The following is a 19,991-nucleotide window of genomic DNA, read 5'->3' on the forward strand; positions in this document are numbered from 1 at the left end:
CCGGCAGCACTCGGCGGTGGCGGTATGGCGGTGGGCGGGCCGCTCAGCCCAGGTAGCCCATCCGGTGGCTGATCTCCTCCGCGCTCTTGATCAGCCTCGGCGCGAACTCGTGCAGGCGCTCCTCGGTGAGCCGGTAGGAGGGTCCGGAGGCGCTCAGTGCCGCGACGACCTTTCCGTCCCGGTTGCGGATCGGAGCGGCCATGCCGTGGAGACCGACCTCCAGTTCCTCCACAGCCACGGCGTAGCCGCGTTCACGGGCCTCGGCGAGGTTCTTCTCGAGCTTCGACTTCGCGGTGATGGTGTGCGGCGTGACCTTCTTCAACCCGGCCTCGGCCAGCAGCGCGGCGCGGTCCTTGGCGGGCAGGTGGGCCAGGAGGATCTTGCCGCTCGACGTGGCGTGCAGAGGGGTGAGCTGGCCCACCCAGTTCTGCGCGGTGACAGCCCCCGGACCGCGCACCTGGTACAGGTTGACCGCGTAGTGCTCCTGCAGAACGGCGATGTTCACCGTCTCGCCGATCTCCTCGGCCAGGTCCTCGCAGACCGGTCGGCCCTGCTGCGTGATGTCGATGCGCCCTGTGACCGCTCCGGCCAGGCGTACGATGCCGAAGCCGAGCCGGTACTTGCCGCGCTCGCCCGCCTGCTCCACCAGGCCGCGCGCCTCCAGGGCTCCGAGCAGACGGAACGCGGTCGACTTGTGAACGTCGATCTCGGCGGCCACCTCGCTGACGCCCGCCTCGCCGCGCTGCGCGAGGATCTCGAGGACGCTGATGGCGCGGTCGACCGACTGCACTCCTCCGGCGCCTGAACTCGAGCTCTGGGCTTCAAGACTGTAGTTGCTCATGACGCAACTATACCCTCAGTAAACAACGCCACGCCAAGTAACCGTGATCACGTCAAGCTCACCGGAAGTTGCGCGAGCCGCAACCTGGTGCATATAGCGCTACTGTCGTTAGCATGCCTCGCGTACCTACGGCGCGAGCGAGACGAGGCACCATGGCTCCCTTGTACGACTTCGTCATCGTCGGTGGCGGTTCGGCCGGCAGCGCACTGGCGAACAGACTCTCCGCGGACCCGGCGAACCGGGTGCTGGTCCTGGAAGCCGGCCGGTCGGACTATCCGTGGGATGTCTTCATCCACATGCCCGCGGCGCTGACCTACCCGATCGGCAGCCGGTTCTATGACTGGAAGTACGAGTCCGAGCCCGAACCCCACATGGGTGGCCGGCGCATCTACCACGCGCGGGGCAAGGTGCTGGGCGGCTCCAGCAGCATCAACGGCATGATCTTCCAGCGCGGCAACCCCATGGACTACGAGCGCTGGGCGGCCGACCCCGGGATGGAGAACTGGGACTACGCGCACTGTCTGCCGTACTTCCGGCGGATGGAGAACTGTCTCGCGGCCGACCCCGACGACGAGTTCCGCGGCCACGACGGCCCTCTCGTCCTGGAGCGCGGCCCGGCCACCAACCCGTTGTTCACCGCCTTCCTCCAGGCCACCCAGGAGGCGGGCTACGCCCCCACCGACGACGTCAACGGCTACCGGCAGGAAGGCTTCGCCAAGTTCGACCGCAACGTCCACCGCGGACGGCGGCTGTCGGCCTCGAAGGCGTACCTCAGGCCCGCGATGAAACGGCCGAACCTCACCGTCACGACCCGCGCCCTCGTCACGCGCGTCCTCTTCGAGGGTAAGCGCGCCGTCGGCGTCGAGTTCCGGCGTGGCCGGGGCGCCCTAGAGCAGGTCCGCGCCAAGGAAGTCATCCTCTGCGGCGGCGCCATCAACTCCCCGCAACTGCTGCAGCTGTCCGGCGTGGGCAACGCCGAGGAGCTGAGGACCCACGGCATCGACGTCGTCCAGGATCTGCCGGGCGTGGGCGAGAACATGCAGGACCATCTGGAGGTCTACGTCCAGTACGCCTGCAAGCAGCCGGTCTCCATGCAGCCGTACATGGCGAAGTGGCGCGCTCCCTTCATCGGGCTGCAGTGGCTCTTCCGCAAGGGCCCGGCGGCGACCAACCACTTCGAGGCAGGTGGTTTCGCCCGGAGCAACGAGGACGTCGAGTATCCCAACCTCATGTTCCACTTCCTGCCGGTCGCGGTGCGCTACGACGGCTCCTCGCCCGCCGGGGACCACGGCTACCAGGTGCACGTCGGGCCCATGTACTCCGACGCCGTCGGCTCGGTGAAGATCCGGAGCAGGGACCCGCGCGAGCACCCGGCGCTGCGCTTCAACTACCTGTCCACCGAGCAGGACCGCCGCGAGTGGGTCGAGGCCGTCCGGGTGGCCCGCACGCTCCTCGGCCAGCCCGCGCTCGCCCCCTACAACGGCGGGGAGGTGTCGCCCGGGCCCGCGGTGGAGACGGACGAGGAGATCCTCGCCTGGGTCGCCGAGGAGGGCGAGACCGCCCTGCACCCGTCGTGCACCTGCAAGATGGGCACCGACGAGATGTCGGTCGTCGACCCGGCCGACATGCGGGTGCACGGCCTGGAGGGCCTGCGAGTGGTGGACGCGTCGGTGATGCCGTACGTCACCAACGGCAACATCTACGCGCCGGTGATGATGATCGCCGAGAAGGCCGCCGACCTGATCCTCGGCAACGAGCCGCTCGCGCCGTCGAAGGCCGCCTACTACCGCCACCGTGACGCCCAGAAGCAGGACGGGTAGACGTTGGGCGCCGCAGGGCTGAGGGCGCTGCTGGACAGCGTCCGCTACGAGGTGCTGCCCGCGAAGCCGACCGAGGACAAGGTCCTCGCCCATGTCCCGCGCGATGTCGTCGTCACCGTGACGGCGTCGCCGGTCAGGGGCCTGGAGCCGACCCTCGATCTCACCGGCCGGCTCGCGGGACACGGCTATCGGGTCGTCCCGCACGTGCCGGCGCGGCTGCTGCGGGACGACGCACACCTGAAGGAGGTCGTCGACCGGCTCCGTGCGGCCGGTGTGGACGACGTCTTCGTCCCGGCCGGCGACGCCGACCCTCCGGCCGGGGCCTACGCCGGGGCGCTGCCGGTGCTGCGCCGGCTGACCGAGCTGGGCCGGCCCTTCACCCGGGTCGGCGTCACCGGCTATCCCGAGAGTCACCCGCTCATCCACGACGACGTCACCGTCCAGGCGATGTGGGACAAGCGCGAGCACGCCACGTACATCGTGAGCAACCTCTGCTTCGACCCGCGCGTGCTGGGGCGGTGGATCGTTTGTATACGACGCCGGGATGTGTCCCTGCCGGTGCACGTGGGCGTCGCGGGGCCCGTGCAGCGGGCGAAACTGCTCGCGATGGCGACCAGGATCGGAGTGGGGGAGTCGACGCGCTTCCTGGCGAGGCACCCCTCGTGGTTCCTGCGGTTCGCCACGCCCGGCGGCTACTCACCCGAGCGGCTGCTCACGCCCGCGGTCGCGGAACTCACCTCGCCGGCGGCGAAGGTGGCGGGCCTGCACCTGTTCACCTTCAACCAGATCGCCGAAACGGAGCGGTGGCGCCGCGCGCTGCTGGATCGTCTCGGGGCGTGAGAGCGGGCGCCGGACGGGCGGGGTCCGTGCCTTCGCGTCCCGCCCGGCCGTACCGGTGGAAGATCGGCTGAACAGGTAACGCGGATTTTTCCAATCGGGAAAAAGGCTGGTGGCCCATGTGCAATCGTCACGAACCAACCTCTTGACGTCTGTCTGGACATTCGCCAGGGTGTTCCATCACAAGCAATCGAATGCGCGATGCGCAACGTACTCCGGCTGAAGGGCTTGGCCCGTGGCAGACCTGTACGTGGCAGGTGAATGGCGGGATCCGGTGGCCGGCGGACGCCGGGAGATCCGCTGTCCGGCTGACGGCGCGCTGACCGCGACCGTCTCCGAGGGGACCCGCCCCGACGCGGAGGCGGCGATCAGCGCGGCCCGCCACGCCTTCGACGAGGGACCCTGGCCGCGCACTTCCGAGCGGGAGCGCGGGGCGCTGCTGCTGCGGACGGCCGACATCATCGAGCGCGATGCCAAGGAGTTCGCCCGCGCGGAGTCGCTGGACACCGGCAAGCGGCTGGTGGAGAGCGAGTACGACATCGCCGACGTCGTCTCCTGCTTCCGGTACTACGGAGGGCTCGGCGGCACCGACGCCGGGCACGTGATCGACACAGGCCGGGACGACGCCGTCAGCCGCGTCGTGTACGAGCCGGTCGGCGTCTGCGCGCTGATCACTCCCTGGAACTACCCGTTGCTCCAGGCGTCCTGGAAGGTCGCCCCCGCCCTTCTCGCCGGTAACACCTTCGTCCTCAAGCCCAGTGAGCTCACCCCTTCCACGTCGATCCTGCTGATGAGGGCACTTGAGGAGGCGGGGCTCCCGGCCGGCGCCGCCAATCTCGTCCTGGGCAGCGGACCCGAGGTGGGCGCACCGCTCGCCGAGGACCCGGCTGTGGACATGGTCTCCTTCACCGGCGGTCTGGAGACCGGGAAACGGATCATGGCCACCGCCGCCGCGACCGTGAAGAAGGTCGCGCTGGAGCTCGGCGGCAAGAACCCCAACGTCGTATTCGCCGACGCCGATTTCGAGACGGCCGTGGACTTCGCCCTCACGGCCGTCTTTCTGCATTCAGGTCAGGTCTGCTCGGCGGGCGCACGGCTGATCGTCGAGGATTCTCTGCACGACCGCTTCGTCGAGGAGGTCGTCCGGCGCGCCCGGCGGATCCGGCTCGGCGGCCCCTTCGCCCCCGAGGCCGACACCGGGGCGCTGATCTCCGCGCAGCACCTGGCGAAGGTCGAGGCCTACGTCGCCGCCGGCCTCGCCGAGGGCGCCGTGCTGCGCTGCGGCGGCGAGCGGCCCGAGGACCCGGCCCTCGCGGCCGGCTACTACTACCCGCCGACCGTGCTCGACGAGTGCCGGCAGGACATGCGCGTGGTCCACGAGGAGTCCTTCGGCCCCGTCCTCACCGTCGAGCGCTTCACCGACGAGGACGACGCCGTGCGCATCGCCAACGACACCGAGTACGGACTCGCCGGAGCCGTGTGGACACAGGACGCCGGCAAGGCCCAGCGGGTCGCCCGGCGGCTGCGCCACGGCACGGTGTGGATCAACGACTACCACCCCTATGTGCCGCAGGCGGAATGGGGCGGCTTCGGACATTCGGGTGTGGGCCGGGAGCTGGGGCGGGCCGGCCTGGACGAGTACCGAGAGCCCAAACACATCTGGCAGAACATCCAACCCCGGCCGCAGCGCTGGTTCCGCGGCTGAACGCCGAAAGAAGGCCGAACGTGACCACACAGACCGAGGTGTCGCAGCGGCGCGGCACGCCCCGGGACTCGGAGTCCACCCCGGTCATATCCGTGCGCCGGCTGTGGAAGGTGTTCGGACCGAAGGCCGACCAGGTCCCGGACTCCGAGGAACTGCGCGGCCTCTCCCGCCGTGAGCTCATGGACCGCACAGGATGCACCGCGGCCGTACGCGACGTCCATTTCGACGTCTCGCCCGGCGAGGTGTTCGTCGTCATGGGCCTGTCGGGCTCCGGCAAGTCCACGCTGGTGCGATGTCTGACCCGGCTCATCGAACCCACCGCGGGTGAGATCGTCTTCGAGGGCGAGGACATCCGTGAAGCGGACGACAAGCGGCTGCGCGAGCTGCGGCGCAGCAAGTTCTCCATGGTGTTCCAGCACTTCGGGCTGCTGCCGCACCGCCGCGTCGTCGACAACGTGTCGTTCGGTCTGGAGATCCGCGGCATGGGCCGGGCGGAGCGCACCGAGCGAGCCCTGGAGGTCGTCGAACTGGTCGGCCTCTCGGGCTATGAGAACTCCTTCCCCGACCAGCTGTCCGGTGGTATGCAGCAGCGCGTCGGCCTCGCCCGTGCGCTGGCCGGCAATCCCGACGTGCTCTTCTTCGACGAGCCGTTCTCCGCGCTCGACCCGCTGATCCGCCGTGACATGCAGAACGAGGTCATCCGCCTGCACCACGAGGTCGGCAAGACCATGGTCTTCATCACCCACGACCTCTCCGAGGCTCTCAAGCTGGGCGACCGCATCCTCATCATGCGCGACGGCAAGATGGTCCAGTGCGGCACCGGCGACGAACTCGTCGGCGCCCCGGCCGACGACTACGTACGCGACTTCGTCAAGGACGTGCCGCGCGGCGACGTGCTCACCCTGCGGTGGATCATGCGGCCGCTCAAGGACGGCGACGCCCTGGACGGTCCCGAGATGGGACCCGACGTCGTGGTGCGGGAAGCCACCCGGGCGGTGCTGGCGGCCGACAAGCCGGTCAAGGTCGTCGAGAACGGCAAGCTGCTCGGCATCGTCGGCGACGACGAGATCCTCGCGGTGGTCGCCGGCCAGGAAGGCGACATGTGATGACCGTCGCGATGGAGAAGCCCGAGAAGACGGAGAAACCTGAGCCCACCGGGCCCGACGGACCCGCCGTGGCCGTACGCAGGGTCAGCAGGCGTACGGTCGTCGCCGCGATCCTGGTCGTCTGGGTGCTGCTCTTCGCCGTGCTGCGCGGCAAACAGACGCTTGATCTGGCGGCGGCGGACCTCACGGATCTGCACCGGTGGTTCAACGACGCCAACGACTCCATCGGCGCCAACCGCAACTCCAACCCGCTCTTCCTCTACTTTTTCAACGAGATCCGTCTCGTCATCGACACCCTGGTGACCTTCGTCCAGGAACTGATCTCACAGCCCTTCGCGGGCCGCCCCCTCCCGCAGATCGGCTGGCTCGGCGTCGTCGGCATCGCGGGCTTCGTCTCCTGGGCGGTGGGCAACTGGCGGGTCGCCCTCCTGGCCGTCGCGGGCTTCACCTTCATGGGGTTGCAGGGGCTGTGGCAGGAGAGCATGGACACCCTGGCGCTCACGCTCTCCGCGGTGTTCGTGGCGCTGCTGTTCGCCATCCCGCTGGGCGTGTGGGCGGGGCTGTCCGACCGGTTCAACCGGATCGTGACGCCGTTCCTGGACTTCATGCAGACGATGCCGACCTTCGTCTATCTGGCCCCACTGACCCTGTTCTTCCTCATCGGCCCGGCCTCCGCCACCATCGCGACCATGATCTACGCGGCGCCGCCGGCGATCCGCATCACCGCACACGCCATCCGTTCCGTACCGGAGACGACGGTGGAGGCGGCCGACTCGCTGGGCGCCACACGGCGGCAGTCCCTGGTCAAGGTTCTGCTGCCGATGTCCAAGCGGACCGTGGTGATGGGCGTCAACCAGACCATCATGGCCGCCCTGGCCATGGTGACCATCGCCGCCCTGATCGACGCGCCCGGACTCGGCAAGACCGTCATCCAGGCCCTCCAGTCCCTCGACGTCGGCACGGCGTTCAACGCGGGGCTGGCCATCGTCGTCATGGCCATCGTGCTGGACCGGGTCACCACCGCCGCCAGCGCACGCGAGGAGACCGCCCGGCGCTCCGGCAGCCGCTTCCTCAAGTGGCGGCGGCCGCTGCTGGGGGCGGGAGCGGTGGTCACGGCAGTGCTGGTGTACATGTCGCACACCTATGTATGGGCGGCGGAGTTTCCCGGCGAGGCCGGCGTCGGCAGCTCCATCGCGAGGGGTGCCGACACCGCCACGACCTGGGCGCAGGACAATCTGTCGGGCCTGACCAACACCTTCCGCGACGTCCTCACCAACGGCCTGCTCAACCCGTTCCAGACACTGCTCACCGACTCCCCGTGGTGGCTCGTCGGCGCGGCGCTGGTCGGCCTCGGCACGGTCCTCGGCGGCCGGCGCGCCGGAGTCACGGCGGCCGTGTGCGTAGGACTGCTGGTCGGTACCGGCGTGTGGTCGGACGCCATGACGACGCTGGCGTCGACCGTCGTCGCCACGGTGCTGGTGATGGCGCTCGGCGTCGTCTTCGGGGTGTGGATGGGGCGCAGCCTGCTCGTGGACCGAATCCTGCGGCCCACCCTGGACGCGGCGCAGGTCATGCCGCCGTTCGTCTATCTCGTTCCGTTCCTCGCGCTGTTCGGCGCGACCCGCTTCACGGCCATCGTCGCCGCGATCGTCTACGCGTCGCCGGTCGCCGTGAAGATCATCGCGGACGGTGTCCGGGCCGTGCCGGCGGCCACCGTGGAGGCGGCCACGTCCGCCGGATGCAACACCTGGCAGCTCATCACCAAGGTCCAGCTGCCGATGGCACGCGGCGCCCTGACGCTCGCGACCAACCAGGGCCTGATCTACGTGCTGTCGATGGTCGTGGTGGGCGGCCTGGTCGGCGCGGGCGCCCTCGGCTACGACGTCGTGGCCGGATTCTCACAGGGGCAGTTGTACGGGAAGGGGCTCGCCGCAGGGCTGGCCATCGTCCTTCTCGGAGTCATGTTCGACCGGATCACTCAGGCAGCGGCACGGCGCGTGAGCGCGTAAAGGAGCAACTGACGATGGCAGGGCAAGCAAGACAGTGGAGAACAGCCGCGGCCGGCATAGCGGTCCTCGGCCTCGGCCTCACCGCCTGCGGCGGTGCGAAGGTCGGTGACAGCTCCTCGGACGCCGGTGGCTCGGGCAGTTCCGGGAAGTGCGGCACCTTCAACCTCGCGGTCAACCCGTGGGTGGGCTACGAGGCGAACGCGGCGGTCCTCGCGTACGTCGCGGAGCAGGACCTCGGCTGCAAGGTCAGCCAGAAGGATCTGAAGGAGGAGATCGCCTGGCAGGGTTTCGGGACCGGCGAGGTCGACGCCGTCGTCGAGAACTGGGGCCATGACGACCTGAAGAAGAAGTACATCACCGACCAGAAGACCGCCGTCGACGCGGGCCCGACCGGCAACGAAGGCCTCATCGGCTGGTACGTGCCGCCGTGGCTGGCCAAGGCGCACCCGGACATCACCGACTGGAAGAACCTCAACAAGTACGCCGACAAGTTCAGGACGTCCGAGTCGGGCGGCAAGGGCCAGCTCCTCGACGGTGACCCGTCGTTCGTGACCAACGACGCGGCGCTGGTGAAGAACCTGAAGCTGGACTTCAAGGTGGTGTACGCGGGCAGCGAGACCGCGCTCATCCAGGCCTTCCGCAAGGCGGAGAAGGACAAGCAATGGGTGATCGGCTACTTCTACGAGCCGCAGTGGTTCATGTCCGAGGTCCCGCTGGTGAAGGTCAAGCTGCCGGAGTACAAGACCGGTTGTGACGCCGACACCGAGAAGGTCGCCTGCGACTACCCCGTGTACAAGCTGGACAAGATCGTCAGCGCGAAGTTCGCCAAGTCGGGCAGCCCGGCCTATGACCTGGTGAAGAACTTCACCTGGACGAACGAGGACCAGAACACCGTGGCTAAGTACATCGCGGTGGACAAGATGACCCCCGAGGCGGCGGCGAAGAAGTGGGTCGAGGCCAACCGCGCGAAGGTGGAGGCCTGGATCAAGTAGCACCGGAAACCGAACCCGGAAACGGTCGGAAACCGAACCCGGAAGCCGACCCCGGAAGCTGGTCGGACGTGCCCGGTGGGCGGAGTGCGCAGGTGCGCTCCGCCCACCGGGCACTGCCGTGTTCCGGCCTTCGTTTCCACCCGTGCTCCGGGCTGTTCTCCGACGTCACGGACCCTCTTGACACCCACCTGTCGGCCAGGCACATTGAGTTGCGCAACCTGAAGCATGTTGCGTAGGCAGCAACTGGATCGGCTCGACTGGTTATCAAACCGGAGGTGCGGCGATGGCGGGACCCCGAGTGGTCATCATCGGAGCGGGGGTCGTCGGCGCGGCACTCGCGGACGAGATCTCCGTGCGCGGCTGGACCGACGTGACCGTGGTCGACCAGGGCCCGCTCCCCGCCACCGGCGGCTCGTCGTCCCACGCCCCGGGCCTGGTCTTCCAGACGAACGCCTCCAAGACCATGACCGAGCTGGCCCGCTACACCGTCGAGAAGTTCTGCTCGCTCGACGTCGACGGCGAGCCCTGCTTCCTGCAGGTCGGCGGGCTGGAGGTGGCGACCGGCCCGGAGCGCCTGGCGGAACTGCACCGCCGCCACGGCTGGATCACCGCCTGGGGCATCGAGTCCCGGATCCTCACCCCCGCCGAGTGCGTCGAGCTGCACCCGCTGGTCGACCGCGACAAGGTGCTCGGCGGCCTCCTCGTCCCGACCGACGGCCTCGCCAAGGCCGTCCTCGCCGTCGAGGCGCAGATCCGCCGGGCCACCGAGCGTGGCGTGCGTTTCCTGGCCCGCCACGAGGTCCTCGACGTGACCCGGGCCGACGGCGAGGTGACCGGCGTCCTGACCGACCAGGGCGAGATCCCCGCCGACATCGTCGTGTGCTGCGCCGGCATCTGGGGCCCCAGGATCGCCCGCATGGCCGGCATGAACCTCCCGCTCACCCCGCTCGCCCACCAACTCGCCTGGACCGGCCCCGTCCCGGCCCTCGCCGGCCAGACCGAGGAGGCGGTCCGCCCGATCCTGCGGCACCAGGACGCCGACCTCTACTACCGCGACCGCTTCGACGGCATCGGCATCGGCTACTACGGCCACCGCCCGATGCCGGTCTCGGCCGACGACATCCTGTCCGTGGACGAGGCCGACGGCATGCCGTCGGTTCTGAAGTTCACCGAGGCGGACTTCGAGCCCGCCTGGACCGAGACGCAGTCCCTGCTCCCCGCGACCAGGGAAGCGAAGGTGGAGGAGGGCATCAACGGCCTGTTCTCCTTCACCACCGACGGCAACCCGCTGCTCGGCGAGTCCCCGGACGTCAAGGGCTTCTGGGTGGCCGAGGCCGTGTGGGTCACCCACTCCGCCGGCGTGGGGCGGGCGATGGCCGAGTGGCTGGTCGACGGCTACTGCTCGTCCTTCGACCTGCACGAGTGCGACGTCAACCGCTTCGAGCCGCACCAGCTCTCCCCGGAGTACGTCCTGGCCCGCGACTGCCAGAACTTCGTCGAGGTCTACGACATCCTGCACCCCCTCCAGCCGTCGGGGGACCCACGCCCGATCCGCACGAGCCCCTTCCACGCCCGCCAGCAGGAGCTGGATGCCTTCTTCCTGGAGGCGAACGGCTGGGAGCGCCCGCAGTGGTACGAGGCCAACGCGGGCCTGGTGGCAGGCCGTTCCATCCCGACCCCGAACGACTGGGCCGCGCGGTACTGGTCGCCCATCGTCGGCGCCGAGGCGCAGACGACCCGCGAGACCGTCGCCCTGTACGACATGACGGCCCTCAAGCGGCTCGAGGTCAGCGGTCCGGGTGCCGGGGCCTTCCTGGAGCGGCTGTGCACCGGCAAGGTCGCCAAGTCCGTCGGCTCGGTGACGTACACCCTGCTTCTCGACCACGACGGCGGCATCCGCAGCGACATCACCGTCGCCCGCCTGGCACGCGACGTCTTCCAGGTCGGTGCCAACGGCAACCTGGATCTCGACTGGTTCACCCGCCACCTGCCGGCCGACGGCACGGTCCAGGTCCGTGACATCACTCCCGGCACCTGCTGTATCGGCCTGTGGGGGCCGCTGGCCCGCACGGTCCTGCAACCGCTGACGGACGAGGACTTCTCAGGCGACGGCCTCAAGTACTTCCGCGCCAAGCGCGCCCACATCGGCTCCGTCCCCGTCACCGCCATGCGCCTGAGCTACGTCGGTGAACTCGGCTGGGAGCTGTACACCACCGCCGACCTGGGCCGGAAGCTGTGGGACACGCTGTGGCGGGCGGCCGAGCCGCTGGGCGGCATCGTGGCCGGACGGGGCGCGTTCAACAGCCTCCGTCTGGAGAAGGGTTACCGCTCCTTCGGCACCGACATGACCTACGAGCACGACCCCTACGAGGCCGGTGTCGGCTTCGCCGTCAAGCCTGACAAGGACGACTTCATCGGCAAGGCCGCGCTGGAGCGCCGCAAGGCCGACGTACGGCGGAAGCTGACCTGCCTGACGATCGACGACCCGCGGTCGGTCGTCCTGGGCAAGGAGCCGGTCTACGACGGTGACCGCGCGGTCGGCTACGTCACCAGCGCCGCCTACGGCTACACGATCGGCAAGGGCATCGCCTACGCCTGGCTTCCCACGGAGCTGGCCGCCCCCGGCAGAAGCGTGCACATCGGCTACTTCGACCAGCGCGTCGAGGCGGTCGTCGCCGAAGAGCCCCTGTTCGACCCCACCATGTCCCGCCTCCGTGGCTGACACGCAGCGTCGGCTCCACGGGAAAGGAGCACCGTCGGTGAACGCACAGCTGCTCGACGGCAAGGCGACCGCGGCCGAGATCCGCCGCGAGCTGGCCGAGCGCGTGGCCAAGTCGGCCGCTGCCGTCGGCCGCCCGCCGGGACTGGGTACCGTCCTGGTCGGAGACGACCCCGGCAGCCGTGCCTACGTCGCCGGCAAGCACCGCGACTGTGCCGAGGTGGGCATCGCGTCCATCCGCCGGGACCTGCCCGCTGACGCCTCCCAGCAGCAGGTCGAGGAGACGATCGACGAGCTCAACGCCGACCCGGCCTGCACCGGCTACATCGTCCAGCTCCCGCTCCCGCGCCATCTGGACGCGAACGCCGTGCTGGAACGTATGGACCCGGCCAAGGACGCCGACGGCCTGCACCCCGTCAATCTCGGCCGGCTCGTCCTGGGCGTCGAGGCGCCGCTGCCCTGCACTCCGCACGGCATCGTCGAACTGCTGCGCCGGTACGAGGTGCCGCTCGCGGGAGCGCGGGTGTGTGTGATCGGCCGCGGCATCACCGTCGGACGTCCCATCGGCCTGCTGCTCACCCGCAGGTCCGAGAACGCCACCGTCACCCTGTGCCACACCGCCACCAGGGGCCTGGCCTGGCACGTGCGCGAGGCGGACATCGTCGTCGCGGCCGCCGGCTCGCCCGGGCTGGTCACCCCGGACATGCTGCGCCCTGGCGCGGCGGTCCTGGATGTCGGCATCACCCGCACCGGTCAGGGGCTGGTCGGCGATGTCCACCCGGACGCCGCCCAGGTCGCCGGATGGCTCGCGCCGATGCCCGGGGGAGTGGGCCCCATGACGCGGGCGATGTTGCTGGCCAATGTCGTCGAGGCAGCCGAGAGGAACGCGAACACTCCATGAACACGCTGAGCATCCCCCTGGCCGGAGGCGTTCGATGAGCCCCCGCACCCCCGGCGCCGAACTCCCGGAGCACCCCGACTGGTTGTGGCGCAACCCGGAGCCGAAGCGGTCCTACGACGTCGTCATCGTGGGCGGCGGCGGCCACGGTCTGGCCACCGCCCACTACCTGGCGAAGAACCACGGCATCACGAATGTCGCCGTCCTGGAGAAGGGCTGGCTCGCGGGCGGCAACATGGCCCGCAACACCACGATCATCCGCTCCAACTACCTGTGGGACGAGAGCGCCGGCATCTACGAGCACGCGCTCAAGCTGTGGGAGGGGCTGGCGGAGGAGCTCGACTACCCGATTCTCTTCTCCCAGCGTGGTGTGCTGAACCTCGCGCACAGCCTGCAGGACGTCCGTGACAGCGTGCGCCGCGTGGAGACGAACCGCCTCAACGGCGTGGACGCCGAGTGGCTCGACGCGGACGGTGTCAGGGAAGTCTGTCCGATCGTCAACACGTCTCCGGACGTGCGCTACCCGGTCCTGGGCGCCACCTACCAGCCGCGCGCCGGCATCGCCAAGCACGACCACGTCGCCTGGGGTCTGGCCCGCTCGGCGGACGCCGCGGGCATCGACATCATCCAGAACTGCGAGGTCACCGGCCTGGAGATGGTCGGCAACCGGGTGGTCGGAGTCCGGACGAACCTCGGCCCGATCGCGGCGGGCAAGGTGGCGCTGTGCTCGGCGGGCCACACCTCGGTCCTCGCCGCGATGGCGGGCATCGAACTGCCCCTCCAGAGCCACCCGTTGCAGGCGCTGGTGTCGGAGCTGCTGGAGCCGGTGCACCCGACGGTTGTGATGTCCAACGCGGTTCACGTGTACGTCAGCCAGGCGCACAAGGGCGAGCTGGTGATGGGCGCGGGCATCGACGCCTACAACTCGTACACCCAGCGGGGCGCCTTCCACATCATCGAGGAGCAGATGTCGGCGGCCCTGGAGCTGTTCCCGGTCTTCGCCCGCGCCCATGTGCTGCGCACCTGGGGCGGCATCGTCGATGTCAGCCCCGACGCCTCACCGATCGTCGGCCTCAGCCCGGTGGACAACCTCTACCTCAACTGCGGCTGGGGCACGGGCGGTTTCAAGGCCACCCCGGGCGTGGGCTGGGTCTACGCCCACACCATCGCCCACGACACCCCTCACCCGCTCAACGCCCCCTTCTCGCTCGACCGTTTCACCACCGGCGCGCTCGTCGACGAGCACGGCGCGGCCGCGGTGGCCCACTAGGATCACCGGACTCTCTGGGAGCCGAACCATGCTGCTCATCCCATGCCCGTGGTGCGGGCCCCGCGACGAGGCCGAGTTCCACTACGGTGGCCAGGCCCACGTGCCGTATCCGGAGGACCCGGCGTCCCTCAGCGACGAAGAGTGGGCCCGCTACCTCTTCTTCCGTGACAACACCAAAGGCCCCTTCGCCGAGCGCTGGAGCCACGCGGCGGGCTGCCGCCGCTGGTTCAACGCGGTGCGGGACACGTCGACGAACGAGATCCTGACGGTGTACCGGGCGGGGGAGGAACGCCCCGAAACGGTTGAGTCGCGTCCGGCGACTTCTCAGCCGAGTCCGGCGAATCCAGCCCGTCCGGCGCTTGAGGACGAGGCCGTCCAGGCCGAAGGGGGGTCTGGGGGCACAGCCCCCAGCGGGGTCGAAGGGGCGGAGCCCCTTGAGGATGGGACGGGTAGGGGCGGCGGGGGCGAAACAACCCAGCCGTTCCGCCACCCCACCCGCGGCCGAATCCACCGCGACACCCCGATCACCTTCACTTTCGACGGCACCGCATACCAGGGATACCGGGGCGACACCCTCGCCTCCGCCCTCCTCGCCAACGGCGTCCTCCAGGCCGGCACCAGCATCAAGCTCGGCCGCCCACGCGGCATCTTCTCGGCCGGCGTCGAGGAACCCAACGCCGTCATCCAGATCGAGGCCCCGTTCCCCGAGCCCATGCTCCCGGCCACCACGGTCGAGCTCTACGACGGCCTCGTCGCGACCAGCCTCCCCGGCCAGGGCCGCCTCGCCACCGAACCGGACCCGGCCCGCTACGACGCCGTACACGCCCACTGCGATCTGCTGATCGTCGGCGCCGGCCCGGCCGGCCTCGCCGCAGCGGCCGCGGCAGCGACAAGCGGCGCCCGTGTCATCGTCGCCGACGACCAGCCGGAACTCGGCGGCACCCTCCTCGGCACGGCCGAACTCCCCGACTGGGTCGAGGAGACCGCCGCCCGGCTCGACGCCGCCCCCGCGGTACGCGTTCTCCGCCGCACCACCGTCTTCGGTCACTACGACGACAACCACCTGCTCGCCGTCGAACGCCGCACCAACCACCTCGGCGCCCAAGCCCCCGAGAACGTCTCCCGCGAACGCGTCTGGCGCATCCGTGCCCGTCGCGTCATCCTCGCCACCGGCGCCCACGAACGCTCCCTGGCCTTCGCGGACAACGACCGCCCCGGAGTGATGCTGGCGGCCTCCGCCCACACCTACGTCAACCGTTACGGCGTCCTGCCCGGCCGCCACGCGGTCGTCTTCACCACCAACGACAGCGCCTATCCAACGGCCTTGGAACTCGCCGCGGCAGGCGTGTCCGTCCAGGCCGTCGTCGACACGCGCCCCGAGCCGGGGGAATGGGCCGAGCGTGCGCGCGCGGCCGGCATCGAGGTGCTGACCGGTCATGCCGTCACCGGCACGGAGGGCGACGCGCGGATCACGGCCGTGACGGTCGCCCCGTACGGGGAGTCCGCCGGGCAGCGGGAGTTCGCCGCCGACCTGCTGCTGGTCTCCGGCGGCTGGAATCCGGTGGCGCACCTGTTCAGCCAGGCGGGCGGCAAGCTGCGCCACGACGAGGAGCTCGGCACCTTCGTCCCCGATACCTGCCGTCAGGCCGTCGAGGTGGCGGGCAGCGCGAGCGGTGTCCTCGACCTGGGCGGCGTCCTCGCGCAGGGCGCCGCCGCCGGCGCCCGTGCGATCGAGGCCGAGGGCTACACCCCCGAGACGCCCGCCCTGCCGAAGCCGGCCGCACAGCCGTACACGCCCGCCATGCACGTCTTCACCGTCCCCGGCCGCGAAGCCGCCCCCCGTTTCGTCGACCTCCAACGCGACGTCACGGTCGACGACCTGGCCCGCGCGACCGGCGCCGGCATGCGCTCGGTCGAGCACACCAAGCGCTACACCACGGCCGGCACCGCCAACGACCAGGGCAAGACCTCCGGCGTCCTGGCCGGCGGGGTCGTCGCCGAACTGCTCGGCGTGGACATCTCGGCGCTCGGCACGACCACGTTCCGTCCCCCCTACACCCCTGTCTCCTTCGCCGCTCTCGCGGGCCGCGACCGAGGCGCCCTGCACGACCCGATCCGGGTGACGGCCCTGCACCAGTGGCATGTCGAGCACGGCGCCCTGTTCGAGAACGTCGGCCAGTGGAAGCGCCCCTGGTACTACCCGCGCGACGGTGAGGACATGGAGGCCGCCGTGCTGCGCGAGTGCGCGGCCGCCCGTGAGGGCGTCGCCTTCATGGACGCCTCCACGCTCGGCAAGATCGATGTCCAGGGCCCGGACGCCGGCGTCTTCCTCGATCTGCTCTACACCAACATGATCAGCACCCTGAAGGTCGGCATGATCCGCTACGGCGTCATGTGCCGCCCCGACGGCATGGTCTTCGACGACGGCACCGTCATCCGCCTCGCCCCCGACCGCTTCCTGGTCACCACCACGACCGGCAACGCGGCGGCCGTACTGGACTGGATGGAGGAGTGGCTGCAGACCGAGTGGCCCGAGCTGAAGGTCCACTGCACGTCCGTGACCGAGCAGTGGGCCACCGTCGCCCTGGTCGGCCCCAAGTCCCGTGAGGTCCTCGGCTCGCTCGCGCCCCGACTGGCCGTCGCAAGCGAGGACTTCCCGTTCATGGCGTGGCGCGAGACGGCCGTCGCGGGCATCGAGGCCAGGGTGTGCCGGATCAGCTTCTCGGGCGAACTGGCCTACGAGATCAACGTGTCACCGTGGCAGGCTCTCGCCCTGTGGCAGGCGCTGTACGAGGCCGGTGCCCCGTACGGCATCATCCCGTACGGCACCGAGACCATGCACGTCCTGCGGGCCGAGAAGGGCTACCCGATCATCGGCCAGGACACCGACGGCACCGTCACCCCACACGATCTCGGCATGAACTGGGTGGTGTCGAAGAAGAAGCCGGACTTCATCGGCAAGCGGTCCTTCGCCCGTGCGGACACCGCCCGCCCCGACCGCAAGCACCTGGTCGGCCTGCTCCCCGAGGACCCGGGCACCTTCCTGCCGGAGGGCACTCAGCTTGTCGCCGACAGTGTGCTGCCGGCGCCGCCCGTCCCGATGCTCGGCCACGTCACCTCCAGTTACCGCAGCGCGGCCCTCGGCCGGACGTTCGCGCTCGCCATGATCAAGGGCGGCCGGGAACGCATCGGCGAGCGGCTGTACGCCCCCGTCGGCGACCGGCTGGTTCCGGTGACTGTCGCAAGCCCCGTCCTCTACGACCCCGAGGGAGCCCGTCGCGATGGCTGACACCGCCCTTGCCGCCCCGCCCCGCAGCCCCCTGGCGCACGCCGCCGACCGCCTGGCCGCCGCCACTCGCGCCTCCCGGGGCGCGATCCGGCTGGCCGAACTCCCCTTCCTGACGCAGGTGAACGTGCGCCTGGACGCCAAGGGAGCGGCGGCGGACGCCGTCGGGCTGGCACTGGGCCTCCAACTGCCCCTCGAACCCGACACCGTCGTGCGCGCGGGGGAATCGACCGCGCTGTGGCTCGGTCCCGACGAGTGGCTGCTGGTGGGGCCGCCGGGGAACGAGCGGGGCCTGGAAAGCCGGATCCGGGAGGCCGCGGGGGACGAGCCGGTCTCGGTCACCGACGTCTCCGCCCAGCGCACCACACTCCTCGTGACGGGTTCGCGCGCACGCGACCTGCTGGCCCACGGGTGCCCGCTGGACCTGCATCCACGGGCCTTCGAGGCCGGGCGCTGCGCCCAGACGACACTGGGCCGCACCCAGGTCGTCCTGGTCTCCCGCGACGAACCCAGGGCAGGATTCTGGGTACTGGTCCGCTCGTCCTTCGCCGGTTACCTGGCGGACTGGCTGCTCGACGCGGCGACGGAATACGTCTGATCGACCTGACCCGGCTGTGTGAGCCGCCGAGCGGCTCGCACAGCTTCGGTGTGCCAGGACTATACGGAACACACGGGCCGCGGCTCTGAGTTACTCGGCCCGGCCGAGGACGCCCTCACTCACCAGGAAACCGGCCGCCGGTGCGAAGTCGTCAGCGGGTGTCCGCATGGTGATGGCCGGCGTCCGCCGCCGAGAGGGATCTCCAGTGACTCCCCGGCGGACCAGAGTGTCGGGCTGGACGCAAACAGGGCGGCCTGGTCGGCGGAGGCGCCGGACTGGGGCTGGACGTTGGCGTACTCGGCGCCGAACAGCTCCTTGAGGCGGTCGACGGCGATCCGCTCGACCACGTCGATGCTCGCAGCGGCCGTAGTAGCGCTGTCCCGGGTAGCCCTCGGCGGAGGCGATCATCTCCTGGACTGCTGGATGTTGGCGTGGAGGGTGGGCCGTACGCCTCGGGAGAGCTGTCGGGCGGCGGCTGCGACGGCGGGGAGACGTAGGGGTGGCCTCAGCGGAAGACCACGGTGTGGTGGCCGTTGAGCAGGATGCGGCTCTCGCTGTGCCATTGCACGGCCCGTGCCAGCACACGCGCCTCGACGTCCCGGCCCGTGGTGACCAGCTGGTCGGGGTCGTGGGAGTGGTCCACGCGGACGACGTCCTGCTCGATGATGGGCCCTTCGTCCAGGTCGGGGGTGACGTAGTGGGCTGTGGCCCCCACCAGCTTGACCCCTCGCTGGTGGGCCTGGAGGTAGGGCCGGGCCCCCTTGAAGCTGGGGAGGAAGGAGTGGTGGATATTGATGGCCCGGCCTTCGAACTGCTTGCAGAGGTCGTCCGACAGGATCTGCATGTAGCGGGCGAGGACCACGAGGTCGATCTCCAAACGCTCCACCAGCTCCAGCAGTCGGGTCTCCGCCTCCGCCTTGGTCTGCGGTGTGACGGGGATGTGGTGGAAGGGGATGCCCTGGCTCTGTGCGAGCGGCTCGAAGTCCCGGTGGTTGGAGACGATCGCCGGTATCTCGATGTTGAGGGCGCCGGTGCTCTTGCGGAACAGCAGGTCGTTCAGGCAGTGGCCGTACTTGGAGACCATGATCAGCGTGCGGGTCGGGGCGGCCGCGTCGAACAGCCGCCAGTCGATCCGGTAGGTCTCTGCCAGCGAGGAGAAACCTGCGCGCATGCGTTCCAATGACGTCTCCGGGTCGGAGACGTCGAAGTGCACACGCATGAAGAAGCGGTCCTGCAGCCGGTCGTCGAACTGCTGGCTCTCCAGGATGTTCCCGGAGTGCTCGACGAGGAAGCCAGTGACGGCGTGGACCAGTCCGGCCCGGTCGGGACAGGAGAGGGTGAGGACGAACTCGCGGCCGGGGCGGGGGCGAGGGGGCACAGCATCCTCCAGCGGTGCGTAATGAGCAACAAGGCGAGCAATACGCAACATAGTCCAAGGGGGAGGAGATCCGGTCAAGGGTGTGTCCTGACAGAAATCCGCCGGGCAGACCTTCCGGGTGATGTTGTGCAGGGGGAAATCCGTAGCGCGATAAGCAACAACACCTGGCATCGACCGGACCATGGGCACCACCGTCCCGCAGTCGAACGCGTGAGCAGGACGTGGTGGGCAGGGCCCTAGATGAATGAGTCCGATGTGTGTGCTGGTCGCGACCATGGCGAAGGGCGCCCGTTGGTCAGTGTGTGAAGACAAACCTGGACGCCCTCCTGGCGGCACTGTACGTGTTCATCGACGACCACGTGGCGCCTTGTCGCCGGATCGGGCGACCCCCGAAACTCACGGACGCCGAACTGCTGTGCCTGGCGGTCGCCCAGGTCCTGCTCGGCTTTCCCTCCGCCCGGCACTGGATCCGCTTCGCCCACGCCCGGCTCGGCCACCTCTTCCGCTACCTGCCCCAGCAGTCGGCCTACAA

13 protein-coding genes and 2 pseudogenes are annotated in these 19,991 nt (G+C 69.8%); 12 read left to right on the forward strand and 3 right to left on the reverse strand.

What is annotated here, in order from left to right; genetic code table 11:
- Positions 1-43: 43 nt before the first annotated feature.
- On the reverse strand, positions 44-841 hold the full coding sequence (locus tag CA983_RS07430) for an IclR family transcriptional regulator (RefSeq protein WP_086600072.1): 798 nt from the start codon (positions 839-841) through the stop codon (positions 44-46).
- A gap of 152 nt (positions 842-993) precedes the next feature.
- Here CA983_RS07430 and betA point away from each other — a divergent pair, with 152 nt between their 5' ends.
- The 11 genes from betA (at position 994) to CA983_RS07485 (ending at position 18,081) form a co-directional block, all read left to right on the forward strand.
- On the forward strand, positions 994-2,661 hold the full coding sequence (gene betA / locus CA983_RS07435) for a choline dehydrogenase (protein ID WP_086600073.1): 1,668 nt from the start codon (positions 994-996) through the stop codon (positions 2,659-2,661).
- Between the two features lie 3 nt (positions 2,662-2,664).
- The gene (locus tag CA983_RS07440; RefSeq protein WP_086600074.1) at positions 2,665-3,501 is read left to right on the forward strand and encodes a methylenetetrahydrofolate reductase; all 837 of its coding nucleotides are present in this window, start codon (positions 2,665-2,667) and stop codon (positions 3,499-3,501) included.
- A 232-nt stretch (positions 3,502-3,733) separates the two neighbouring features.
- Entirely contained in the window at positions 3,734-5,203 is a 1,470-nt protein-coding gene (locus CA983_RS07445; RefSeq protein ID WP_086600075.1) for an aldehyde dehydrogenase family protein, read from the forward strand.
- Between the two features lie 20 nt (positions 5,204-5,223).
- Positions 5,224-6,309 (forward strand): quaternary amine ABC transporter ATP-binding protein, encoded by a 1,086-nt coding sequence (locus tag CA983_RS07450; RefSeq protein ID WP_086600076.1) that lies wholly within the window; start codon positions 5,224-5,226, stop codon positions 6,307-6,309.
- The gene (locus CA983_RS07455) at positions 6,309-8,318 is read left to right on the forward strand and encodes an ABC transporter permease (protein ID WP_086600077.1); all 2,010 of its coding nucleotides are present in this window, start codon (positions 6,309-6,311) and stop codon (positions 8,316-8,318) included. Before CA983_RS07450 ends, CA983_RS07455 begins: the two co-directional genes overlap by 1 nt.
- Before the next feature lie 14 nt (positions 8,319-8,332).
- A complete protein-coding gene (locus tag CA983_RS07460; RefSeq protein ID WP_086600078.1) occupies positions 8,333-9,310 on the forward strand; it encodes an ABC transporter substrate-binding protein in 978 nt (325 codons plus the stop codon).
- A 283-nt stretch (positions 9,311-9,593) separates the two neighbouring features.
- Positions 9,594-12,032 carry a GcvT family protein gene (locus CA983_RS07465; protein ID WP_086600079.1) on the forward strand — a complete coding sequence of 813 codons (2,439 nt, stop codon included), beginning with the start codon at positions 9,594-9,596 and terminating at the stop codon, positions 12,030-12,032.
- 37 nt (positions 12,033-12,069) lie between these two features.
- Entirely contained in the window at positions 12,070-12,930 is an 861-nt protein-coding gene (locus tag CA983_RS07470; RefSeq protein WP_086600080.1) for a bifunctional methylenetetrahydrofolate dehydrogenase/methenyltetrahydrofolate cyclohydrolase, read from the forward strand.
- A gap of 34 nt (positions 12,931-12,964) precedes the next feature.
- The gene (locus CA983_RS07475; protein WP_086600081.1) at positions 12,965-14,197 is read left to right on the forward strand and encodes a sarcosine oxidase subunit beta family protein; all 1,233 of its coding nucleotides are present in this window, start codon (positions 12,965-12,967) and stop codon (positions 14,195-14,197) included.
- A gap of 28 nt (positions 14,198-14,225) precedes the next feature.
- Complete coding sequence (locus tag CA983_RS07480; protein ID WP_086600082.1) at positions 14,226-17,486, forward strand: sarcosine oxidase subunit delta family protein; 3,261 nt, start codon at positions 14,226-14,228, stop codon at positions 17,484-17,486.
- Complete coding sequence (locus tag CA983_RS07485; RefSeq protein ID WP_086600083.1) at positions 17,479-18,081, forward strand: sarcosine oxidase subunit gamma; 603 nt, start codon at positions 17,479-17,481, stop codon at positions 18,079-18,081. Before CA983_RS07480 ends, CA983_RS07485 begins: the two co-directional genes overlap by 8 nt.
- A 239-nt stretch (positions 18,082-18,320) precedes the next feature.
- On the opposite strand, the pseudogene CA983_RS47710 reads toward CA983_RS07485, so the two are convergent.
- Positions 18,321-18,477: pseudogene (locus CA983_RS47710) on the reverse strand (serine hydroxymethyltransferase); the annotation flags it as partial.
- Positions 18,478-18,586: 109 nt separating this feature from the next.
- A complete protein-coding gene (gene purU, locus CA983_RS07490) occupies positions 18,587-19,459 on the reverse strand; it encodes a formyltetrahydrofolate deformylase (protein WP_086600084.1) in 873 nt (290 codons plus the stop codon).
- A gap of 302 nt (positions 19,460-19,761) precedes the next feature.
- On the opposite strand from purU, the pseudogene CA983_RS07495 reads away from it, so the two are divergent.
- Positions 19,762-19,991 (forward strand): annotated as a pseudogene (locus CA983_RS07495) (IS982 family transposase); the annotation flags it as partial.

The organism is Streptomyces swartbergensis, from assembly GCF_002148965.1.
Lineage (GTDB): Bacteria > Actinomycetota > Actinomycetes > Streptomycetales > Streptomycetaceae > Streptomyces > Streptomyces swartbergensis.